This is a genomic window from Nisaea sp. (genome assembly GCF_017640745.1).
In the GTDB taxonomy this organism is placed as follows: Bacteria; Pseudomonadota; Alphaproteobacteria; order Thalassobaculales; family Thalassobaculaceae; genus Nisaea.
In genome coordinates this window covers 33,129-54,020 of sequence record NZ_JAEPQA010000012.1, presented here as the reverse complement: position 1 = coordinate 54,020, position 20,892 = coordinate 33,129, and the positions used below count along the sequence as shown (strand labels likewise).

The 20,892-nt window shown below is 64.5% G+C and carries 20 protein-coding genes; 10 read left to right on the top strand and 10 right to left on the bottom strand.

Annotated features, from left to right (window positions below):
* Positions 1–82: 82 nt before the first annotated feature.
* The 5 genes from ppa to JJ959_RS10160 form a co-directional block, all read right to left on the bottom strand.
* Positions 83–616, bottom strand: a complete 534-nt coding sequence (gene ppa, locus JJ959_RS10180) for an inorganic diphosphatase (RefSeq protein WP_292882989.1) — start codon at positions 614–616, stop codon at positions 83–85.
* Between the two features lie 183 nt (positions 617–799).
* Complete coding sequence (locus JJ959_RS10175; RefSeq protein ID WP_292882987.1) at positions 800–1,018, bottom strand: hypothetical protein; 219 nt, start codon at positions 1,016–1,018, stop codon at positions 800–802.
* A gap of 64 nt (positions 1,019–1,082) precedes the next feature.
* Entirely contained in the window at positions 1,083–1,931 is an 849-nt protein-coding gene (locus tag JJ959_RS10170) for a metallophosphoesterase (RefSeq protein ID WP_292882984.1), read from the bottom strand.
* Entirely contained in the window at positions 1,928–3,181 is a 1,254-nt protein-coding gene (locus JJ959_RS10165; protein WP_292882982.1) for an MFS transporter, read from the bottom strand. Before JJ959_RS10165 ends, JJ959_RS10170 begins: the two co-directional genes overlap by 4 nt.
* 45 nt (positions 3,182–3,226) lie before the next feature.
* On the bottom strand, positions 3,227–3,706 hold the full coding sequence (locus JJ959_RS10160; RefSeq protein WP_292882980.1) for a hypothetical protein: 480 nt from the start codon (positions 3,704–3,706) through the stop codon (positions 3,227–3,229).
* Between the two features lie 196 nt (positions 3,707–3,902).
* Here JJ959_RS10160 and JJ959_RS10155 point away from each other — a divergent pair, with 196 nt between their 5' ends.
* On the top strand, positions 3,903–5,105 hold the full coding sequence (locus JJ959_RS10155; protein ID WP_292882977.1) for a pyridoxal phosphate-dependent aminotransferase: 1,203 nt from the start codon (positions 3,903–3,905) through the stop codon (positions 5,103–5,105).
* Between the two features lie 155 nt (positions 5,106–5,260).
* Positions 5,261–5,572 (top strand): GIY-YIG nuclease family protein, encoded by a 312-nt coding sequence (locus tag JJ959_RS10150; RefSeq protein ID WP_292882974.1) that lies wholly within the window; start codon positions 5,261–5,263, stop codon positions 5,570–5,572.
* Positions 5,573–5,666: 94 nt separating this feature from the next.
* Here the strand turns inward: JJ959_RS10150 and pcaD are convergent, their stop codons facing one another.
* On the bottom strand, positions 5,667–6,452 hold the full coding sequence (pcaD, locus tag JJ959_RS10145; protein ID WP_292882971.1) for a 3-oxoadipate enol-lactonase: 786 nt from the start codon (positions 6,450–6,452) through the stop codon (positions 5,667–5,669).
* 157 nt (positions 6,453–6,609) lie between these two features.
* Between pcaD and JJ959_RS10140 the strand changes: the two genes are divergently transcribed.
* Both JJ959_RS10140 and lepA read left to right on the top strand, forming a co-directional pair.
* Positions 6,610–7,611, top strand: a complete 1,002-nt coding sequence (locus JJ959_RS10140) for a lipid A deacylase LpxR family protein (RefSeq protein ID WP_292882969.1) — start codon at positions 6,610–6,612, stop codon at positions 7,609–7,611.
* Positions 7,612–7,703: 92 nt separating this feature from the next.
* The gene (lepA, locus tag JJ959_RS10135) at positions 7,704–9,506 is read left to right on the top strand and encodes a translation elongation factor 4 (RefSeq protein WP_292882968.1); all 1,803 of its coding nucleotides are present in this window, start codon (positions 7,704–7,706) and stop codon (positions 9,504–9,506) included.
* Between the two features lie 58 nt (positions 9,507–9,564).
* Here lepA and JJ959_RS10130 read toward each other — a convergent pair whose 3' ends face one another.
* Positions 9,565–10,440, bottom strand: a complete 876-nt coding sequence (locus tag JJ959_RS10130) for a 3-keto-5-aminohexanoate cleavage protein (protein ID WP_292882965.1) — start codon at positions 10,438–10,440, stop codon at positions 9,565–9,567.
* On the bottom strand, positions 10,437–10,871 hold the full coding sequence (locus JJ959_RS10125; RefSeq protein WP_292882962.1) for a cyclic nucleotide-binding domain-containing protein: 435 nt from the start codon (positions 10,869–10,871) through the stop codon (positions 10,437–10,439). Before JJ959_RS10125 ends, JJ959_RS10130 begins: the two co-directional genes overlap by 4 nt.
* An 86-nt stretch (positions 10,872–10,957) precedes the next feature.
* Here JJ959_RS10125 and JJ959_RS10120 point away from each other — a divergent pair, with 86 nt between their 5' ends.
* Positions 10,958–13,255 (top strand): heavy metal translocating P-type ATPase, encoded by a 2,298-nt coding sequence (locus JJ959_RS10120; protein ID WP_292882959.1) that lies wholly within the window; start codon positions 10,958–10,960, stop codon positions 13,253–13,255.
* A gap of 5 nt (positions 13,256–13,260) precedes the next feature.
* Here the strand turns inward: JJ959_RS10120 and JJ959_RS10115 are convergent, their stop codons facing one another.
* Positions 13,261–14,328 (bottom strand): EAL domain-containing protein, encoded by a 1,068-nt coding sequence (locus JJ959_RS10115; RefSeq protein WP_292882956.1) that lies wholly within the window; start codon positions 14,326–14,328, stop codon positions 13,261–13,263.
* A gap of 348 nt (positions 14,329–14,676) precedes the next feature.
* Here JJ959_RS10115 and JJ959_RS10110 point away from each other — a divergent pair, with 348 nt between their 5' ends.
* Entirely contained in the window at positions 14,677–16,278 is a 1,602-nt protein-coding gene (locus JJ959_RS10110; protein ID WP_292882953.1) for a SulP family inorganic anion transporter, read from the top strand.
* A gap of 20 nt (positions 16,279–16,298) precedes the next feature.
* Here JJ959_RS10110 and JJ959_RS10105 read toward each other — a convergent pair whose 3' ends face one another.
* On the bottom strand, positions 16,299–17,693 hold the full coding sequence (locus JJ959_RS10105; RefSeq protein WP_292882950.1) for an amidase: 1,395 nt from the start codon (positions 17,691–17,693) through the stop codon (positions 16,299–16,301).
* A 205-nt stretch (positions 17,694–17,898) separates the two neighbouring features.
* On the opposite strand from JJ959_RS10105, the gene JJ959_RS10100 reads away from it, so the two are divergent.
* The 4 genes from JJ959_RS10100 to JJ959_RS10085 are packed head-to-tail and all read left to right on the top strand — an operon-like array spanning position 17,899 to position 20,647.
* Complete coding sequence (locus tag JJ959_RS10100; RefSeq protein WP_292882949.1) at positions 17,899–18,303, top strand: tellurite resistance TerB family protein; 405 nt, start codon at positions 17,899–17,901, stop codon at positions 18,301–18,303.
* 17 nt (positions 18,304–18,320) lie between these two features.
* Positions 18,321–19,229 (top strand): NAD(P)-binding domain-containing protein, encoded by a 909-nt coding sequence (locus JJ959_RS10095; RefSeq protein WP_292882946.1) that lies wholly within the window; start codon positions 18,321–18,323, stop codon positions 19,227–19,229.
* Positions 19,226–19,852, top strand: a complete 627-nt coding sequence (locus JJ959_RS10090) for an HAD family phosphatase (protein ID WP_292882944.1) — start codon at positions 19,226–19,228, stop codon at positions 19,850–19,852. The genes JJ959_RS10095 and JJ959_RS10090 overlap by 4 nt, the downstream gene beginning before the upstream one ends.
* Before the next feature lie 45 nt (positions 19,853–19,897).
* A complete protein-coding gene (locus tag JJ959_RS10085) occupies positions 19,898–20,647 on the top strand; it encodes a sulfite exporter TauE/SafE family protein (protein WP_292882941.1) in 750 nt (249 codons plus the stop codon).
* Positions 20,648–20,892 lie beyond the last annotated feature (245 nt).

Genomic DNA, 20,892 nt, shown 5'->3' with positions numbered 1-20,892 from the left:
GGGAGGGGTTCCAGCACAAACGCAAACCGCGCCGCCCGAAAGGGGCGGCGCGGCCGGAAACGCGTCGGGAGTGAGCGGAGGCTTACTTCGCCGTCTTGGCCCGCTCGATCGCTTCGAGAATGGTCTTGCGCGCCGATTCCTCGTCACCCATCTCGATGAACTTCACCCACTTGTCCTGCTCGAGATCCTTGTAGTGCTCGAAGAAGTGGACGATCTGCTGGATCAGGATCTCCGGAAGGTCGCGGTAGCTCTTCACGTTTGCATAGTACGGATGCAGCTTCTCGACCGGCACGGCGAGGATCTTCTCGTCCATGCCCGCCTCGTCCTCGAGATGGACGACGCCGATCGGCCGGCACGGGATCACGGCGCCCGGAACCACGCCGGAGCCGGTGACGACCAGGATATCGGCCGGGTCACCGTCGTCGGACAGCGTGTTGGGAACGAAACCGTAATTCGCCGGGTAGAACATGGCCGTGTGCAGGAACCGGTCGACCATCATGGCGCCGGAATCCTTGTCCAGTTCGTATTTGACCGGCACCCCGCCCTGGGGGATCTCGATGACGGCATGCACCTCGTAGGGCGGGTTCGGGCCGGTCGTGATCTTGCTTACGTCCAAAGTCTGGCTCCATTCGGACGGGATTCTGGCCGGTCACCCGGCAGACAGTATTCCCGCTCTTTATCGGATTGGCGATTGCATTCGGTTTTGCAGCGCAGCATTTGCGGCAATGCGAAGCGAACGTCAAGTCCCGAATGGAGAAGTCCCGGACAGACCGGCCGAAATCAGAGCCTGAGGATTTTGCTATTTCCCGGATTTCCCGAGGGTATTGGGATTATACTCCCCATGTTCGCCGACATAGCGTGGCTCTGTCTCCGATCCCGGCGCGGAAGCTTCGCGGATCGCGCCCTCGACCAGCCGCGCAACCGCGCTCTTGGTGCCTTCGGGAATATCGGTACCGCGCAGGAATTGCAGCAGGCTTTCCGCCTCCTCCATCTTGATCTTGAGAGTGACGTCGCTCATGGCCCCGCTCCTTTCATGGTTGTACTTCCCGGATATCCTAGCGGCTTAGCCGGTTTTCAACCAACTACCGCCCGGGCGTCACATCCTTCAGGTAACTCGCCATGCCGCGGCTTTGTTCCCATTGCCGGGGATATCCGAGCGAGACTTCATGGAAGCGCGTGCCGTCAATGACGTCGGTCCGGCGCGTGTGAAGATGTCCGGTCACGACCTCGACCGAGCGGAACCGGCGGTGCCAGTCATGCGTGCGGCGGGTCCCGCACCAGGGCGAAAACCGCGGAACGCGGGGGATCCGGATCAGATCCTCGCGGAGCGGCCAGTGATTGACCAGCACGGTCCGCGCATCCGTCGGCAGTGCCGCGAGCCGGGTTTCGGTCTCCTCGCAGCGTGCGGCACACCAGTCGGCACGGTTGTCGTAAGGCGCCGGATCCAGCAGCAACTCGTCCGCCGGCACCGCGTGCTTTTGCCGCACCCAGTCCTTCAGGTTCTCGAGCGCAACACCTTCCGGGCGGAAGCTGTAATCGTAGAGCAGGAATAGCGGCGCGATGAAGACCGGCGCCCCATCCATATCTTCAGGCCAGCGCGGATAGGGATCTTCTGGCGTGACCGCGCCCACGGTCCGCGCGAGCTCGACAAGGTGGCGATAGCGCGCCTCTCCGCGACGGGAAACCGCGCCGGGCCGCCGGTCGGTCCAGAGATCGTGATTTCCGGGGACCCAGATGACGGTACCGAAACGACCCGAAAGCAGCTCCAGAGCCTCTACGAAAAGCTCCTCGCGCTCCGCGATGTCGCCGGCGAGGATCAGCCAGTCGTCACCACGGTCCGGCAGATCCCGGAGCGCGGACCGGTTGACCTCGGAGGCAAGATGCAGATCCGAAATCGCCCAGAGACGCAAGCCGGAACCGCCGGCCGTCACGGCCCGATGCCCCCGCGCGCCTCCAGCGCCTCGCGGATTGCGGCCCGGCGAGAGATCATCCAGAACAGCGCCAGCGCGGTCAGAGCACATCCGACAATCAGCGGCGCGCGCAGACCCGCCCAGTCGGAGACCCACCCCATGGCGAGCGCGCCGACCGCGGGCCCGCCCCGGAACATCATGCCGTAAAGCGCGATGACCCGGCCGCGCATGCCTTCGTCGACCGCGGACTGGATCAGGGTCTGCGAGCCTGCTCCGTGCGTCACCATTGCGCCGCCGGCGACGGCGAGCGAGAAAAGACCGATCCAGAAATTGGAGGTCAGGCTGAACACCAGCAGCGAGGCGATCATCGCCGCGACGCTGACCAGCGAGAGCTGCACCAGTCCTTCGAGCCCGGCCCTCTGCCCGAGATAGATGCCGCCGACGACGGCGCCGATCCCGGTGACCGTCGCCATCATGGAAAGTCCCTCGGCGCCGCGGGCGAAGATCTCCACGGCATAGCCCGGCAGCAGTTCGAAGACGGGACGCATGCAGATGCAGGAGACCAGCATCAGCACCAGGGTCGGCCCGATGCCGGGATGCCTGAGAGAATAGCTGTAGCCCTCGACCATCTGCGCGAAGAGCCCGCCATGGCTCTTGCGCGGCGTGAGGTCCGGACGGGGCCGGATCATGAACAGAGCGGCAATGAAGGGCAGATAGCTGATCGCATTGGCGAGGAACGCATAGCCCGCGCCGTAGCCGACAATGACCAGTCCGGCGATGGCCGGGCCGACGAAACGGGCCGCGTTGAAGATCACCGAATTGATCGCCACGGCAGAAGCGAGATCCTCGCGCCGCACGAGGTTGGGGATCAGCGCCATCCGGGCCGGCTGCCAGAAGGAGACGACGATCCCGGTCCAGAGGGCCAGAGCGAAGAGCGACCAGATGGTCAGCGTCCCGCTCAGGGTCAGCGCCGTCAGGATCGTCGCCTGGACCATGTTGAGGCACTGCGCGACGCGGGCGATCTGGATGCGATCGAGCCGGTCTGCGAGCGCGCCGGCGAAGGGGCTCAGCAGCACCACGGGAAAAAGCTCGGCAAAGGAGATGATGCCGAGCCAGGTCGGGCTCTCGGTCAGTTTCCAGGTTACCCAGCCGATCGCGATCCGCTGCATCCAGAGACCTATGACGGTCAGGGAGCTGCCGATGCAATAGATCGAGTAATCGCGGTTGCGGAACGCCTGACAGAAGCGCGCCGCCGAGGTGGCGAGGGACATGACTGATATCTAGGCCAAAGCCGAGGGATTGGGAATCCCGGAGCGTCAGCTGGCGGAGATTTTGTGCCCGAGGGCGATCAGCACGACGCAGGAGGCGTTGTGCAGGATGTTTTCCAGTTCCGCGTTCTCCAGCCGGATCAGCAGCCGGAAAGCCTTGACGCAGACCGGGTTGTATTTCGAGTCTTCGGCCTCGCGGTACATTTCCTTCAGCCAGTCGCGCATCGGCTCCTGCCCGGCCCCGCGCGCCTGCGCCCGGCAGCGGTCCATCATACCGCCCATCAGGGGCAGCAATCCGTGCCTGCCGCGCCAGACCGCCTCGTCGCGCCGGTATTCGATCCGGTCATGCACCTTGCCGAGGAGATAATGCATCAGGCCGCAGAGGAACTGCTCGAGGCGGCGCATCTCCACCTCGTCGATATCGATCACCGCATCGCACATAGAGCGCACAATCTCGCGCACCCACACGTCACGGTCGAGCGTGCCGATGCGGGGAATCTTGTGTTCGGTGCGGCGCAGCGGATCCATGGCGTTGTTCTTACAGCCTTAATTTTAACCAGTCATGAATGACCCGACGGATTTAACGCGAATTTCAAACAATCGCCAGCACACAATATGCAGCGCCGTGAAATACTCCACGCAGCGTCTTCCTGTTCTTGAACCCCGCGGAACACGGGCGTAGGCTCTGCCCCACATCTGACAAGCCAGCCTTTCCGAGGAAAAAATGAGCTTCATCGCTGACCGTCTCGGCCGCATCAAGCCGTCCCCCACCATTGCCATCAGCACCAAGGCGCGCGAGCTGAAAGCCGCGGGCGGCGACGTGATCGGCCTGTCCGCCGGCGAGCCGGATTTCGACACTCCGGCGCATATTGTCGAGGCCGCCATCGAGGCGATGAGGAGGGGCGATACCCGCTACACCGATCCGGACGGCACGCCGGAGCTGAAGGACGCGATCTGCCGCAAGTTCAAGCGCGACAACAATCTCGACTACAAGCGCAACCAGGTGACGGTCGGCACCGGCGGCAAGCAGGTGCTCTACAACGCCCTTATGGCGACCCTGAATCCCGGCGACGAGGTGATCATCCCGGCGCCCTACTGGGTTTCCTATCCGGACATGGTGCTGCTGGCCGAAGGCGAGCCGGTGATCATCCCCTGCCCGCAGGAGATGGGCTTCAAGCTGCAGCCGGAGGATCTCGAGAAGGCGATCACGCCGAAGACCAAGTGGATCATCCTGAACAGCCCGTCCAACCCGACCGGCGCCGGCTACAGCTGGGAAGACATGAAGAAGGTCACGGACGTGCTGATGAAGCACCCGCACGTCTATGTCATGACCGACGACATGTACGAGAAGCTGGTGTTCGACGATTTCAAGTTCTGTACCCCGGCGGAGGTCGAGCCCGGCCTCTATGACCGCACGCTCACGGTCAACGGCATGTCCAAGGCCTTCTGCATGACCGGCTGGCGCATCGGCTTCGCCGCCGGCCCGGTGGAGCTGATCAACGCGATCCGCAAAATACAGTCGCAGTCGACCTCCAACCCGTCCTCGATCAGCCAGGCGGCCTCGATCGCCGCGCTGGACGGGCCGCAGGACTTCATCGAGAAGCACAACGAGTCCTTCAAGGCGCGCCGCGACCTCGTGGTCTCCATGCTGAACCAGGCGAAGGGCCTCGACTGCCCGACCCCGGACGGCGCCTTCTACGTCTATCCGTCCTGCGCCGGCGTGATCGGCAAGAAGACGCCCGACGGCAAGGTGATCGAGAACGACGAGGATTTCTGCACCTACATGCTGGAAGCAGAGGGCGTCGCGGCGGTGCATGGCGAGGCTTTCGGCCTCAGCCCGCATTTCCGGATCTCCTACGCGACCTCGGACGCGGTGCTGGAAGACGCCTGCGCCCGCATCCAGCGCGCCTGCGCCGCCCTGCGCTGACGCATCTGCGAGCTATTGAATGAGAGGCGCCGCCCGGCCATCCGGGCGGCGCTTTTTCTTTTCGAACAAATCCGTCATCCCGGCGCAGGCCGGGACCCAGAGGAACATAAAACTCGATCCTCGATCCCTGGGTTCCGGCCTACGCCGGAATGACGGTGAAAAACCGTCCGTATTCCTCGCATGTCCACGACATGCAACCCCACGTCTACATCCTCGCCAGCAAGCGCAACGGGACGCTCTACATCGGCGTGACCAGCGATCTTCTGAAGCGCGTTTCGGAGCACAGATCGGGCGTGGTACCCGGACGCTACGGCGTTAGGCTTCTGGTCTATTTCGAACCCCATGCTTCTATGGATCGCGCCATCCGCCGCGAGAAGCAGATGAAGGACTGGCGCCGCAGTTGGAAGCTCCGCCTGATCGAGGAACGCAATCCGCAATGGCGCGACCTGTTCGATGAGCTGATTTAAATCGTCACCCCGGCGAAGGCCGGGGCCCAGGGGATCATAGAACCCGCCCTTCGCCCCCCTGGGTTCCGGCCTGCGCCGGAATGACGGACAAAGATCAGCTCCCCAGAAACTCAAGCATCGCCTTCGTGAACAGCTCCGGCTGCTCAAAGTTCGCGAAATGCGCCGCCTCCGGGATCTCGACATAGGACGAGCCCTTGATCAGCCCATGAATCTCCTGCGCATGGGCCGGCGTGGTGGCCGGATCCTCGGCACCGACGAGCACCAGCGTCGGATTGGTGATCGCGCCGATCGTGCCGCGCTGGTCCATCGCCTGGATGGCGCGGCTGCACCCGATGAACCCTTGCGGCGGCGTGCCGAGGATCATGGCGCGCACCTTCTCGATATCGCCGGGACGGGTCTGCCGGCTCTCCGGGGTGAACCAGCGCTCCAGCGTGGCGTCGGCCACCGCCTCCATGCCGCCCTTCTCCACCGTCTTGATCCGGCCGTCCCACATTTCCTTCGTCGGCATGTAGGCCCCGGTATCGGCGAGGATCAGCTTGCCGACACGGTCCGCATGCCGGACGCCGAGCATCTGGCCGACCATGCCGCCCTTCGACAGGCCGCAGAAATCGGCCTTCGCCACGCCGAGCCCGTCGAGCAGGGCGACCGCATCCTGCGCCAGCATCTCGATCGAGTAGGGCCCTTCCGGCGCGTCGGACTGGCCGTGGCCCCGGCTGTCGTAGCGGATCACGCGGAATCCGGCACCGGTCAGCGCGTCGATCTGCGGGTCCCACATGAAGAGATTGGAGGCGAGCGAGTTGGAGAGCAGCAGCGGACGGCCACCGTCCGGCCCGTCGATGCGGTAATGCAGCCTGATCCCGTTGGCGTCGATATGCGGCATGGATGCCTCCCCTGATCTTCTTGCTTTGCGGCCGGAGAGCGCCGGCCGTTCGAAGCACGCAGTTTGCGCGGGAGAGGGAACCCATGGCAATCTCGAGCGTTATGAATAACGCGCGGGCGCGAGTGTCCCGCTCTTTGCAAAGAGTAGCCGGCATCAGATGAAGACTCTCCGCCCCGCGGCCATGGCTGCCGCCCTTGCCGCGACGGCGGCATTCGCCCTCCCGGTTCTTGCCGAGGAGAAGAAGGAGCGCGTCACCGGCGCCTTCAACTTCACCATCGAAAACGACATGGTGAACGGGACCGACCGGAACTACACGAACGGGGCGGCGCTGCAATACACCGACACGCTGAACCGTGTCCCATGGAGCGTGCGTGCGGCTGCCGCGCCCTTCGTCGATCCGGACGCCGATATCCGCGTGACCTATCAGCTCGGCCAGAACCTCTATACCCCTCAGGATATCGAGCGGAAGATCCCGGATCCGAACGACCGGCCCTACGGCGCCTGGCTCTACGGAGCGGTCGGCGTATTGGCGGATACGGAAGACACCGTCACCTCGCTGCAGCTCAGCCTCGGTGTCGTCGGTCCGGCGGCGCTCGGCGAGCCGGTGCAGAGCTTCGTGCACAGCGCGATCGACACCCGCGAGCCGCGCGGCTGGGACAGCCAGATCAAGAACGAACCGGCGCTGCTGCTGACCTTCGAGCGGAAATGGAACGAGAAGCTGCTGGGCGCGCCCTACGGTTACCAGATCGACGCGGCGCCCTATGTCGGCGGCGCGCTCGGCAACGTCTTCACCCATATCAACGGCGGCATGATGCTGCGGTTCGGCAAGGATCTGCCGACCGGCGACTACGGTCCGCCGCGGATCCAGCCGAGCACGCCCGGCTCCGGATATTTCGAGCCGGCGGACGATTTCGGCTGGTATCTCTTCGCCGGGATCGAGGGACGGCTGGTCGGGCGCAACATCTTCCTCGACGGCAATACCTTCACGGATAGCCCCTCGGTCGACAAGAGGGTCATGGTCGGCGATTTCACCTACGGGATCGTCTTCAATGTCGGCCGCGCCCGGATCTCGCTGACCCAGGTCGTGCGCACGCCGGAATTCAGCGGCGACGACGACTTCTCGACCTTCGGCTCGCTCGGCGTGACCTATGCGTTCTGAGCGGAGGAGACGCTGGCGTTTCACGATTGCCAGTTGACCTCTCGGGCCCTATTTTCCCCCGCCAGCACCCTTATGACAGCTTATCGGCCCAAATGACCGACCTCAGCCATATCCGTAATTTCGCGATCATCGCCCATATCGACCACGGCAAGTCCACCCTTGCCGACCGTCTGATCCAGATCTGCGGCGGTCTCACCGACCGCGAGATGAAGGAGCAGGTGCTCGACAGCATGGATATCGAGCGCGAGCGCGGCATCACCATCAAGGCGCAGACCGTGCGCCTGATGTACAAAGCCGACAACGGCGAGACCTACGAGATCAACCTCATGGACACGCCGGGCCATGTCGACTTCGCCTACGAGGTGAGCCGCTCGCTCGCCGCGTGCGAGGGCTCGATCCTGGTGGTCGATGCCAGCCAGGGCGTCGAGGCGCAGACCCTCGCCAACGTCTATCAGGCGATCGACCAGAACCACGAGATCATCCCCGTCCTGAACAAGGTCGACCTGCCCGCCGCCGACGTGCCGCGGGTAAAGGAGCAGATCGAGGACGTGATCGGCCTCGACACCTCCGACGCGATCGAGGTCTCTGCCAAGACCGGCCTGAACGTGAAGGCCGTGCTGGAAGCGCTGGTGCAGCGCCTGCCGGCGCCGAAGGGCGACCGCGACAAGCCGCTGCAGGCGATGCTGATCGACAGCTGGTACGACAGCTATCTCGGCGTCATGGCGCTGGTCCGGGTGCGCGAGGGCGTGCTGAAGAAGGGCCAGAAGATCAAGCTGATGCAGACCGGCGCGGTGCATCTGGTCGAGCAGGTCGGCGCCTTCACGCCGAAGTTGACCGAACTGCCGGAGATCGGCCCGGGCGAGATCGGCTTCATGAGCGCCTCGATCAAGACCGTGGCCGACTGCCAGGTCGGTGACACCATCACCGAGGAAAAGCGTCCGTGCGCCGCACCGCTCGCGGGCTTCAAGCCGAGCATCCCGGTAGTGTTCTGCGGCCTCTTCCCGGTCGATGCGAGCGACTATCCGGATCTGCGCGACAGCCTCGAGAAGCTGCGTCTCAACGATGCCAGCTTCAGCTTCGAGCCGGAGACCTCGGCCGCGCTCGGCTTCGGCTTCCGCTGCGGCTTCCTCGGCCTGCTGCATCTGGAAATCATCCAGGAGCGGCTGGAGCGCGAGTTCGATCTCGACCTCATCACCACCGCGCCGAGCGTCGTCTATCACATCAATCTGACCAACGGAAAACAGATCGAGCTGCACAATCCGGCCGACATGCCGGACGTGATGAAGATCGACTCGATCGAGGAACCCTGGATCAAGGCGACCATCATGGTGCCGGACGAGTATCTCGGTCCGGTGCTGGCGCTCTGCACCGAGCGCCGCGGCGAGCAGATCGAGCTGACCTATGTCGGCAGCCGCGCCATGGCGGTCTACCGCCTGCCGCTGAACGAGGTCGTGTTCGACTTCTACGACCGGCTGAAGAGCATCTCGCGCGGATATGCGAGCTTCGACTACCAGCTCGACAAGTATATCGAGGGCGACCTGGTGAAGCTCTCCGTGCTGGTCAATGCCGAGCCGATGGACGCGCTCTCGCTCATCGTCCACCGCAGCGCCGCCGAGACCCGCGGCCGCGCCATGTGCACGCGGCTGAAGGACCTGATCCCGCGGCAGCTCTTCAAGATCGCCATCCAGGCCGCGATCGGCGGCAAGGTCATCGCCCGCGAGACCGTCAGCGCGTTGCGCAAGGACGTCACCGCGAAATGCTACGGCGGCGACATCACGCGAAAGAAGAAGCTGCTGGAGAAGCAGAAGGAAGGCAAAAAGAAGATGCGGCAGTTCGGCAATGTCGACATCCCGCAGAGCGCCTTCATCGAAGCCCTCAAGATGGGCGACAATTAAAAAAAGCTTTTGTCATCCCGGCCGGAGAGCCGGGATGACGACGTAAGGGGAGTGCGGATTAACGCAGCCCCGCCCGCACCTCGTCCGGCGTCGCGAGCGTGCCGCCGGCCGCCTCGATCAGCTTCGCCGCCTCCTCGACCAGCGCGACGTTCGTGACATCCACCCCGAACGGCTGGTCCTCCAGTCCGACGCGGACATGGCCGCCGCGCTCCACCGCCGGCGCGATCAGCGGGCGGATATCGACGGCGAGGCCGGCGACCATCCAGGGGGTGCCGGGGGCCTCCTCCTCACGCAGCGTGTTGTAGGCTTCGAGCGCGTAGAGTTCAGGTGGGAAGCTGAAGGTCAGGCGGTCGGAGAACATATAGCGGTAGAGCGGCGTCGGGCAGCCCGGGAAAGCCCGGTGCAGGGCCGCGCCCTGGCGGATGAAACCGGGCTCGTAGATCGCGTAGCTCGGATTGAGGCCCTTTTTGCGGCAGAGTTCGAGACCGTAGCGGACATGGCTCTCCGGATTGAAATAGGTGAAGCCCTCGCGGCCCTCGGCGATCCAGGCATCGTGGGTGATGTTGGTGCTGCCGGGGTCGACCACGCTCCACTCGATCAACCCGCGCTCGGCGAGGCCCTTCACATGGGCGAAACGCTGGGCCGGGCTCATCGCGTCGGAGACGTTCGGCAGGCCCGCCATCGGCAGGGTGCCGTAGATGATGACGTCCTCGTTCACCTCGCGCACGCGCTCGATCACCTCGGCATAGGCCTCGGTGGTGTCGACCTGCAGGCCGGTCGCGACATCGTAGGGATGGAAATGCAGGATCGCCGCGCCCGCCTTCGCGCAGGCGATGCAGTCGGCGGCGATATCCTCCGGGGAGACCGGGATCGACGGTTGCCGCGACCGAGTCCAGGGACCGTTCACGGCGGCTTCAAGCCAGATCTTGTTCATTTGCTTTCTCCTTCCTCCCGGGGTTCCAGAACTGTGTCGTCTTCCGGCAGATCGCCCGGCACGCCCTTGCGCTCCGGGCGAATGCCGTGCGACGTCCGGACGAGACGGGAGATCAGCGAATCCATCAGATAGCGGATGTAGGGATCCATCTCCCGGATCTTCGGCTCGATCAGGGAGCGGTCGACGACGACGAGTTCGGTATCTTCCAGGCATCGGCCCGTGGCGGTGCGGGGAATATCGGCGATCACGCCCATCTCGCCGAACATCTGGTTCTCGGTGATGACGTCGAGCACCTTGCGGCCCTTGCCGATACCGATCGAGATCTCGACCGAGCCGAGAAGCACGATAAAGGCCTCGAAAGCCTCGTCGCCCTCGGCGAAGACCAGCTGCCCCTTTTTGTAGCGCCGGGTTTTGGCTTCCTTGTACTGCATGTCGCAGGCACCTCCAGAGCGCTTCCCGCCACTTGTCTTTTTTGCGATAAGCTCGGCGTAAGCGCAACGGGTGGCCGGGGACAATCATGATATCGGAACGCCTTCTCGGCCGCTTGCTTATTGCGGTCGCGACCTCAGGGCTCGCCGCCGGGCTGATTGCCTGGCAGACCGGACATGACGCCGCCTCCACCTGGATCTGGGGTCTGGCGACACTTCCGGTCGTGATCTCCCTTGCCGTCTCCATGACCCGCGCGCTGCTCGCCGGCCGCATGGGCGTGGACGCCGTCGCGCTGCTTTCCATGTCGGCCGCGCTGGCCCTCGGGGAAACGCTTGCCGGCGTCGTCGTGGCGGTGATGTATGCGGGCGGGAACGTTCTCGAGGATTTCGCGGTCTCCCGCGCCGAGCGCAACCTGAAGAGCCTGACGGACCGCGCGCCGCGCGTCGCGCACCGGTACGTCGATGGCACGCTCGAGGATATCGAAGTCGAGCTGGTCGCGGAACGGGACCGCCTGCTGGTGCGCACCGGCGAGGTGATCCCGGTGGACGGCGTGATTCTGGAAACCGGCGCCGACGCGACGGCGACGATCGACGAATCGGCGCTGACCGGCGAGCCGATCCCGGTCGAACGCCATGCGGGCGAGCCGGTCAGGAGCGGCGCGGTCAATTCCGGCGTCCCCTTCACCCTGCAGGCAACCGCGACGGCAAGCGAAAGTACCTATGCCGGCATAGTCGCGATGGTCGCGGCGGCGCAAACCGCGCAGGCGCCATTCATCCGCATGGCCGACCGCTTCGCCCTGCTGCTGCTGCCGCTCGCGGTGGTGGTCGCCGGCGGTGCATGGTTCATCTCCGGAGACCCGGTCCGGGGCCTTGCGGTACTGGTCGTCGCCACGCCTTGCCCGCTGATTCTCGCGGCGCCCGTCGCCTTCATTTCCGGAGTCTCGCTCGCGGCCCGTCGCGGGGTGCTTGTGAAAGGCGGGATGGCGCTCGAAGCCCTCGCCCGTGCCCACACGATCCTCTTCGACAAGACGGGGACGCTGACCGTCGGCGGCGCGCGTCTCGTTGCGGTGGAAACCGCGCCCGGCCAGGATCCGACCGAAGTGCTGCGCCTTGCTGCCTGTCTGGAGCAGGCCTCCCATCATGTGATCGCCCAGGCCATCGTCAATGCCGCGGAATCGCGCGGCATGACGCTGGTGCCCCCGACCGACATCCGCGAGGAGCTTGGAGCGGGTCTGACCGGCATGGTCGAGGGCAAACGCGTTTCAGCAGGCAGCCTGACGATGACCACCGGCGGCAACCAGCGCGCCGCCTGGGTCGACCGTGCCCAGCGGCGGGCGTCCTGGCGCTCCGCACTGTCGGTCTTCGTGACCATCGACGGCACGCTTGTCGGTGCGCTCCTGCTCGGCGACTCTCTCCGGCGGGAAGCGCCCCGCGCCATCCGCGCGCTGCGCGAAGCCGGGATCGGCCGCATCGTGATGGTCACCGGAGACCATGCGGATGCCGCGGAAACCATCGGGGCCGCGCTCGATCTGGATGCCGTGCTCGCCAACCGGGTTCCGGCGGACAAGGTGGATGCGGTCGAATTCGAGAAGAAGCGTTATCCGACCCTGATGGTCGGTGACGGCATCAATGACGCCCCCGCGCTCGCCGCCGCCGACATGGGAATCGCCATGGGCGCGCGCGGCGCCAGCGCCAGCTCCGAGGCCGCCGACGCCGTCGTGCTGATCGACCGTCTCGACCGGGTGGCGGATGCGCTCGCCATCGCCAAGCGCTCGCGCCGGATCGCGATGGAGAGCATCGTCGCCGGTATGGTCATGTCGCTCGTCGCGATGGGCTTCGCGGCTGCCGGCCACCTGACCCCGGTCGCCGGCGCCATCCTGCAGGAAGGGATTGATGTCGCGGTGATCCTGAACGCGCTCCGCGCCCTGGTGCCGCCGGGCCTCGGCATGAAACCGAGCCTGCCGGAAGAGGCCGCCCAGCGGCTGCGCGACGAGCATGAGGAGGTGGAGGCCTGGCTCGACCAGCTCCGCGCCCATGCGGACGCGCTCGACGATGCCGAAGGCGCGGAGGCGCTGGCGCATATCGCCGAGGCGAACCGGATCATCAACGAGGATATCGTCCCGCACGAGCGGGAGGACGAGGTCAATGTCTATCCGAAACTCGTGCCGCATCTCGGCAATGCGCACGGGCTGGCGGCGATGAGCCGGGCGCATCGCGAGATCCAGCATCTCGGCCGCCTGCTCGACAGGCTGGTCAGCGGCGTCGGCGAGGACGAGGCCGACCGCTACCTGATCCGCGATGCCCAGCGCATCATCGAGTCCGTCGATGCACTGGTGCGGATCCACAATGCCCAGGAAGAGGACATCTTCGACTACGCGGCGGGCTGACCGGCTTACGTCTTGCCCAGGATGGTGTCGATCGGCGCCGGCTTGGCGAACAGGTAACCCTGCAGATAGTTTGCCCCCGCCTCGCGCAGCAGAATCGCTTCCTCTTCGGTTTCGACGCCCTCGGCGATGACCTCGATATTATGCTCGCGCGAAATCGAGATCAGATGGCCGACGATCGACTGTTTCAGGGGGTCGCGGTCGATATTCCGTACCAAGTCCATGTCGATCTTCACGAAGTCGGGGCGCATCTCGTGCAGCAGATTGAGCCCCGACCAGCCGGAGCCGATATCGTCGAGCGCCACCTTGAAACCCGCCTGCCTGTAGAAGGCGAGGATACCCTTCAGGTGGTCCTTGTCCTGGATCCGGTGGGTCTCGGTCAGCTCGAAGGTGATGTCCGCCGGCTTCAGTCCGAGTTCCGCGACGGCCGACGCGGTCGTGCGCAGGCAGTAGGCCGGATCGTAGATGCTCGAGGGATTGAAATTGATGAAGATCCGTCCTCTGTAACCGGCTTGCGCGGCGCGGCGGACAGCCGAGGTGCGGGCGACGATGTCGAGCGAGAACAGCAGTCCCGCATGCTCTGCCAGATTGAACACATAGCCGGGTGAAATATTGTTGCCGTCGCGGTCCCGCATCCGGAACAGCCCTTCGAGCGCGAACGGATTGTCGGCAGAGGAGGCTTTGGCTTCCACGATCGGCTGATACCAGGTGTCGTAGAGTTCTGCCTCTATGGCCTCGACCAGCCACTGGCCCTTGTACCGGTTGACGAACACATCCGCGCTGATCACCCGCGTCATGTCCAGCGGCGTCGGATCCTCGCCCGCTGTCGTGAGGACCTTCGTCTCTTTCAGCTCTTTCTTGTTGAGCTCGCCGAACAGCGCGGTCATCACGCTGTCGACGTCGTCGCGCGCCACGGATGCTTCCAGACAGTTCCCGCCGATCCCCCGAGACTCGATCTCGCGCCGCCCCAAGACCGAGGCGACCCGCGCAAAAGCTTCCGCCGTCGGCATGTAGAACCAGAACCGGGTCCGATCGAAGATGATATCGTCGACGTGTTCGCATTCCTGGCAGCGCATGTGTTCTTCTCCTTGTTGAGAACCGGATACGCAGAGCCTGCTCGCGCGGATCAATTGTCCGGGAACGGCGATGCCTTCGAGGCAAGAGAGAAGCATAGCCCGGCGACGACTTTCCAACTCCAGGTAAAATTTAACGTTTAATCAATGAATTACCGGGATGTTGCGTTCCTCACGCAAGCCTCCCATGCAATGTTGCGCTGCACAATAATATTGAGATAGGTCAGCATTGCTGTATTATGAGGCAAGAACGGACGCCTTCTCATGCGTCCCCGGGCCGAAGCTTCGAGGGACGGAAGAGTGGGCGGGAAAATCCCGGACATCCATCGACTTCGAGAGAGATGCGCACCCATGCTGCAGGCGATAAAGACGCGTTTGTCATCCGCGAGCCAGAATAACGGCAAGGACACGAAACTGTCCGCGGGCCAGATCAAGACGGACATCCTCTCCGGCCTCACCGTCGCCCTCGCGCTTGTTCCGGAAGCGGTCGCCTTCGCCTTCGTCGCCCATGTGCATCCGCTGGTCGGCCTCTATGCCGCTTTCATCGTCGGCCTGATCACCGCCGTGTTCGGCGGCCGGCCGGGCATGATCTCGGGCGCGACCGGTGCGCTGGCGGTCGTCATGGTCGATCTCGTCACGCGTCACGGCGTCGAATATCTCTTCGCCACCGTGGTCCTGATGGGACTCTTGCAGCTTTTCGCGGGCGTGATGCGTTGGGGGAAGTTCATCCGCATGGTGCCGCACCCGGTCATGCTCGGCTTCGTCAATGGCCTCGCGATCGTCATCTTCCTGGCCCAGCTGGGCCAGTTCAAGGTGAAGACTCCGGAAGGCGGAACCGCCTGGATGAGCGGCGAGCCGCTCTATCTGATGCTCGGCTTCACCGCGGTCACCATGGCTCTGATCTATGTCGTGCCGCGGATCACCAAATTCATCCCGGCGCCGCTGGCCGCCGTCGGCATCGTGTCACTGATCGTCATCGGTTTCGATCTCGACCTGCCGCGGGTCGGCGATCTCGCCAGCATCGAGGGCGGCCTGCCCGCCTTCCACATCCCGATGGTGCCGCTGACGCTCGAGACTTTCGAAGTGATCCTGCCCTACTCGCTGATCCTCGCCGCCATCGGCCTGATCGAGAGCCTGCTGACCCTGAACGTCGTCGCCGACATGACCGAGACCAAGGGCGGCGCCTCCAGGGAGTGCCTCGCCCAGGGCATGGCCAACACAGTTACCGGCTTCTTCGGCGGCATGGGCGGCTGCGCCATGATCGGGCAGAGCGTGATCAACGTGAAGTCCGGCGGCCGCACCCGGCTCTCCGGCATTTCCGCCGCGCTCTTCCTGCTGAGCTTCATCCTGTTTGCCTCCAGCCTGATCGAGCAGATCCCGCTCGCGGCCCTGGTCGGCGTGATGTTCATGGTGGTGATCGGCACCTTCGCCTGGCGCAGCCTGACCATCATGCGCCGCATTCCGCGCAAGGACGCGCTGCTGATCGTGCTCGTCACCATTGTCACCGTCTTTACCGACCTAGCCATCGCGGTCGTGATCGGCGTGATTCTGGCCGCCCTCTTCTATGCCTGGAACGCGGCGACGCGGATGCATGCGGTCTCCGGCATCGACGTATCCGGCGCCAAGATCTACAGCCTCGACGGCCCGCTTTTCTTCGGTTCGACCGAGAGCTTCCTCGCCCAGTTCACGCCGAAGGAAGATCCGGAGCGCGTCGTCATCGACTTCATGAATTCACGGGTGGTCGACCATTCCGGCCTGCAGGCGATCGAAAGCCTCGCCAAGCGCTATGACGAGCTCGGCAAACGCCTGCAGCTCCGGCATCTGAGCCGCGATTGCAAAGCCCTGCTGGGCCGCGCAGGGCAGCTCGTCGAAGAACGCGACGACGAGGATCCGGTCTACGGCGTCGCGAGCGACTACGATCTCCGCATCGGGCAGGTCGGCACGGGGCACTAGGCCCCGGCCCTAAGTCCCGGTCATGCCGCGCCGGAAATAAGCGGCATCCTCGGCCGTCCGACGATCCCCTCGATCGCGAGAGCGATGGAGAGCGCATGGGCGTCCATGCCGCGCCTGCACAGCACCTGGAGGCCGACCGGAAGGGCAGAGCCGAACTGCTGGATCGGGATCGAGATGCCGCACATGCCCCAGAGATTGCCCGGCTGGGTATTGCGCGAGGCGGCGAGCCCTCTCGCGCCGCCTTCCTTCTCCTTAAGGGCCTCCGCCGGAAGCGCCACCATTGCGGTGGTCGGCGCGATCAGCCCATCGAGCGGGCGCACCGCTTCGTCCGCCAGCTTCTTCAGCTTCTCGTGCCGGCGCAGCGCCAGCGCGTAGTCGATCGCGGAGACGTCCAGGCCAACCGACGCGCGCGCCGCGGTGACGCTGTCCATACCGTTGCGGCCCGCCTTGAAACGGTCAACGCCGAGGCTCGCCAGGATCTCGGTACCCACGATCGGCGGAAAGATCGTCTCCCGCTCCGTCGGGTCCGGCAGGTCGCTCTTGTCGAGTTCAACGATCGAGATTCCGGCCTCGACCAGCGCCCTCAGCGCCTTGTCCATGCAGGCCTCCACCTCCGGGTCGAGATCCTCGAAGAAGAACTCGCGCAGCAGGCCGAGGCGAAGCGTATCGGGCGAGACAGCCTCCGGAACCGGAATACCCGTGGTCGCCGCATGGACGATGGCCGAGTCCTCCGCCGAGCGGCAGAGCACGCCGACCGTATCGAGGGTCGGCGAGAGCGGGAACACGCCGTCCGTCGGGATCAGGCCGATGCTCGTCTTGAGACCGGACAGGCCGCAGAAGGATGCGGGAATCCGGATCGAGCCGCCGGTATCGGAGCCGAGCGCGAAGCCGCAAAGGCCCGCCGCCGTCGCCACGCCAGAGCCGCTGGAGGACCCGCCCGGGATGCGCTTCGTTTCAAGATCCCAGGGATTCCAGGGCATGCCCCGGGCCTCGTTCTGGCCCGTCCCGCCGAGCGCGAATTCAACCGTCTTGGTCTTGCCGAGAATGACCACGCCGGCTTTTTTCAAACGCTGGACGTAGGTGCCTTCCGGCCCGGTGATGTCGGCGGACTCGATAAGCGAGCCGTTGGTCGTCGGCATGCCGTCCACCGCGTAGATGTCCTTGACCCCGATCGGTACTCCCATGAGCGGGCCGAGGTCGGTTCCGGCGCGCAGCAGGCCGTCCATTGCCTGCGCGGTCTGCAACGCGGTTTCGGCCGCGACATGCTGAAAAGCGCCGAGTTTTCCGTCGAGCGCGTCGATGCGTTCGAGACAGGCCAGTGTCACCGCCTCGCTGCTGGTCCGCCCCGCGCGCAGGTCGCGCGCAAAACCCGCGAGCCCACCGTTTTCGAACGGATCTTCCGGAATTCTTGCCATCGCCCTGATCCCCTGCCTGCCACATTCCTGACGTGAATGGACTGCAGATTAGCGTCCCTTGCCGCCAGGACAAAAGCGCGGACATGGCAAGAGACCCGTCCGCGCGGTCCGGGATTCGCCGCTTGCCTCCACTCGAGGCTATCGCTGGCGCTCCCGAGCGGCTATATCCTTGGGAGGTAACGCAAATGGAAAGCCCGGGCGAGCGATGATCACCACTCACTCCGCACTGATTTACGCCATGGTTCTGAGCGCGGCTGCAGACGGCAGCGTCGATGACGAGGAACTGGAGACGATCAGCGAAATCATCAATGTGCTGCCGATCTTCCAGGAGTTCGAGATCGGCAATTTCGGCCAGATCGCAGGCTCCTGCATCGACCTGCTGAGCGAGCCGGACGGGCTCGACGCGGCGGTCGACCAGATCAAGCGCACTCTGCCGGAGAATCTCGGACCGACCGCCTATGCACTCGCGTGCGACGTTGTCGCGGCAGACGGTACAGCGACCCAGGAAGAATTGCGGTTTCTCGAAATTCTGCGCCATGAGTTGAATGTCGACCGTCTGACGGCGGCCGCGATCGAACGCGGCTCGGCCGCGCGCTACGCAAGACCCTAATCGGAGGGGGCCGCGCCATGTCGGCCCAGAAGCCACTCGACGGAAGACGGATCGGTTTGATCGGCCTCGGCCGGCGCGGCCTCGCGGTTGCGCGCAAACTGACCGAAAACGGCGCGCGCCTCCATGTCTGGAGCCAGAACACCGCGAAAGCAGTAGGGCTGTCGGAGGCGCATCCGCTTATCGAGGTCGAGCCCTGCCCGCGGGATGTCGCCCGCTATACGGAGGCGACGCTGGTCGCGGTCAATAGCGACAAGGCGCTCGAACGGGTGATCTTCGACCCGGACGAGGACCGCTACGGCATCCTGCACGGCACGCCTCCGGAAGGGCTGATTGTCGATATCGGCGAAACCGCCCCCAGGATCACGCGCACCTTCGCGGACAGGGTGCGGCAGAGCGGGCGCCTCTGGATCGACGCGCCGATTACCGAAACTGCGCTCGGCGGCACGCTCTCCGTCGGCGGCCAGGACACTGCCTTCGCCCGGATCTGGCCGGTCCTTCACGTGCTTTCGAAAAAAGTTCTTCACGCAGGCCCCGTCGGCTCCGGCCAGGCGATCCGGACTTGCGGGGCCGCAATCCACGGCCAGATGGTGCAGGCGCTCGCCGAAGGTCTGGCGCTCGCCGCCGCCTCCGGTGTCGAAGCAGAGGCATTGCTCGCCGCCCTCGCGGACAGCGCGGTCGGCGGCGCCGTGCTCAACGAGACCGGACGTCGGATGGCGGACCGGGAGTTCCGCGCCGGCCGCACCGTCCGGATGCAGGCGGAACTGACGGCGCAGGCCAAGGAGCTCGCCCGCGCCGCGGGGCTGACGCTCGGCGGCCTCGACAGCAATGCCGCACATTGGGAGGCCCTGGTCGACGGAGGGCAAGGCGATCTCGACATTTCCTCGCTGATCCTCGAGATCGCGGAAGTGCCGAAGGATCTGGAATGAGCGCCGTCGAAGCCGTTCTCTTCGATGTCGGCAATGTTCTGATCCACTGGGACCCGCGCCATCTCTACCGGAAGATCTTCCGCACGCCGGACGGCAGGCCCGACGAGGAGCGCGTCGAATGGTTCCTCGGCACGATCTGCACCACTCCCTGGCACATCCGGCATGATCTCGGTCGGTCACCGGAAGAACAGACCTCCGAACTGATCCGGCTCCATCCGGAATACCGGTCGGAAATCGAGGCCTTCTATGGCCGCTTCCAGGAAATGATTCCGGGCCCGCTCGACGGCATCGTCGCGGCCAAGCAAAGGATGAGAACAGCCGGCATCCCGGTCTACGGCCTGACGAATTTCGGCGCGGAGACCTTCCGCGAGACGCGCGAACGCTTCGGCTTCCTCCGGGAATTCGACGGCGTGGTGGTTTCCGGAGAGGAAGGCATGATCAAGCCGGCCCCGCGGATCTTCGAACTCTGCGTCTCGCGGTTCGGCCTCATTCCCGGGCGCACGCTCTTCATCGACGATTCAGAGCGAAATATCGAGACGGCAAATGAACTTGGCTTCCGGACGCACCACTTTGTCGACGAGAGGACGTGTCTCGAAACCTTCCGCAAATGCGCACTCGTCTAGCGCCTGCGGATTGTCGCGGCACCCGAAGCGGGTAGACTGCCGGCCATGCAATACGATCCGGCCCTTCTCGCCGCCGTCACCGGAACATTCCTGCTTGCAGGGACCGTCAAGGGCGTCATCGGCCTCGGCCTGCCCACCGTGACGCTCGGCCTGATGACCCTGCTGCTCGACTTGCCAAGCGCCATGGCACTTCTGGTCGCGCCCTCTCTCGCCACCAATATCTGGCAGGCATCCGCCGGCGGAAATGCGCGTGCCATCCTCAAAAGGATTTGGCCGTTCCTCGCCACCGCAACGGTAACGATATGGATCGGCGCACAGGCCCTCAGCCGCGTCGACCTTTCCTATCTCTCCGCACTTCTCGGACTGCTGCTGGTCGCCTATGCGGTCAGCGGCCTCGCCGGGTTCCGGCTTTCCCTCTCTCCGGAGAGAGCACGCTGGAGCGGTCCGCTGTTCGGAACAGTCAACGGGATCCTGACCGGAATGACCGGATCCTTCATGGTCCCGGGCGTCCTCTATCTGCAGGCACTGGGTCTCACCCGCGACATGCTGGTGCAGGGAATGGGAATGCTCTTCCTGCTATCAACCGCGGCCCTCGCCCTCTCACTCGGGCAGAGCGGCCTGGTGAGCGCCGAACTCGGCATGGTCTCGGCTCTAGGTCTGGTGCCGGCGATCCTCGGCATGGTGCTCGGACAGAAGATCCGCAGCAGGCTCTCTGAAACCCTTTTCCAGAAGGTCTTCTTCCTCGGGGTCCTTGCTCTCGGGCTCTACATCGTTGCCCGGGCGGTTCTCAACTGACCGAGTTTTCGAAGATTCTTCTTCAACATCCTCTCGACCGGGTCAAATCGCCATCGATCCAATTGCGGCCCGAAGCAGTTGGCCAATCCGCCATCTCCACAATCCCAACTGATCATACGCGGGGCAGTCTCAAGATGCAGGGGGACACTCCACGCCGAATGCATTTAATTAGTCGACTTTAAACATATTTATTATCGATTTAATTGTATCGACCACAAGCATAATTCGATATATTAACCATACTA

Coding starts and splice junctions, on each gene's coding strand:
- JJ959_RS10120 (WP_292882959.1), top strand. CDS start 10,958: ATGATATCGGAACGCCTTCTCGGCCGCTTGCTTATTGCGGTCGCGACC.
- JJ959_RS10095 (WP_292882946.1), top strand. CDS start 18,321: ATGTCGGCCCAGAAGCCACTCGACGGAAGACGGATCGGTTTGATCGGC.
- lepA (WP_292882968.1), top strand. CDS start 7,704: ATGACCGACCTCAGCCATATCCGTAATTTCGCGATCATCGCCCATATC.
- JJ959_RS10140 (WP_292882969.1), top strand. CDS start 6,610: ATGAAGACTCTCCGCCCCGCGGCCATGGCTGCCGCCCTTGCCGCGACG.
- JJ959_RS10090 (WP_292882944.1), top strand. CDS start 19,226: ATGAGCGCCGTCGAAGCCGTTCTCTTCGATGTCGGCAATGTTCTGATC.
- JJ959_RS10085 (WP_292882941.1), top strand. CDS start 19,898: ATGCAATACGATCCGGCCCTTCTCGCCGCCGTCACCGGAACATTCCTG.
- JJ959_RS10165 (WP_292882982.1), bottom strand. CDS start 3,181: ATGTCCCTCGCCACCTCGGCGGCGCGCTTCTGTCAGGCGTTCCGCAAC.
- pcaD (WP_292882971.1), bottom strand. CDS start 6,452: ATGCCGCATATCGACGCCAACGGGATCAGGCTGCATTACCGCATCGAC.
- JJ959_RS10160 (WP_292882980.1), bottom strand. CDS start 3,706: ATGGATCCGCTGCGCCGCACCGAACACAAGATTCCCCGCATCGGCACG.
- JJ959_RS10115 (WP_292882956.1), bottom strand. CDS start 14,328: ATGCGCTGCCAGGAATGCGAACACGTCGACGATATCATCTTCGATCGG.
- JJ959_RS10110 (WP_292882953.1), top strand. CDS start 14,677: ATGCTGCAGGCGATAAAGACGCGTTTGTCATCCGCGAGCCAGAATAAC.
- JJ959_RS10100 (WP_292882949.1), top strand. CDS start 17,899: ATGATCACCACTCACTCCGCACTGATTTACGCCATGGTTCTGAGCGCG.
- JJ959_RS10105 (WP_292882950.1), bottom strand. CDS start 17,693: ATGGCAAGAATTCCGGAAGATCCGTTCGAAAACGGTGGGCTCGCGGGT.
- JJ959_RS10125 (WP_292882962.1), bottom strand. CDS start 10,871: ATGCAGTACAAGGAAGCCAAAACCCGGCGCTACAAAAAGGGGCAGCTG.
- JJ959_RS10155 (WP_292882977.1), top strand. CDS start 3,903: ATGAGCTTCATCGCTGACCGTCTCGGCCGCATCAAGCCGTCCCCCACC.
- JJ959_RS10130 (WP_292882965.1), bottom strand. CDS start 10,440: ATGAACAAGATCTGGCTTGAAGCCGCCGTGAACGGTCCCTGGACTCGG.
- JJ959_RS10175 (WP_292882987.1), bottom strand. CDS start 1,018: ATGAGCGACGTCACTCTCAAGATCAAGATGGAGGAGGCGGAAAGCCTG.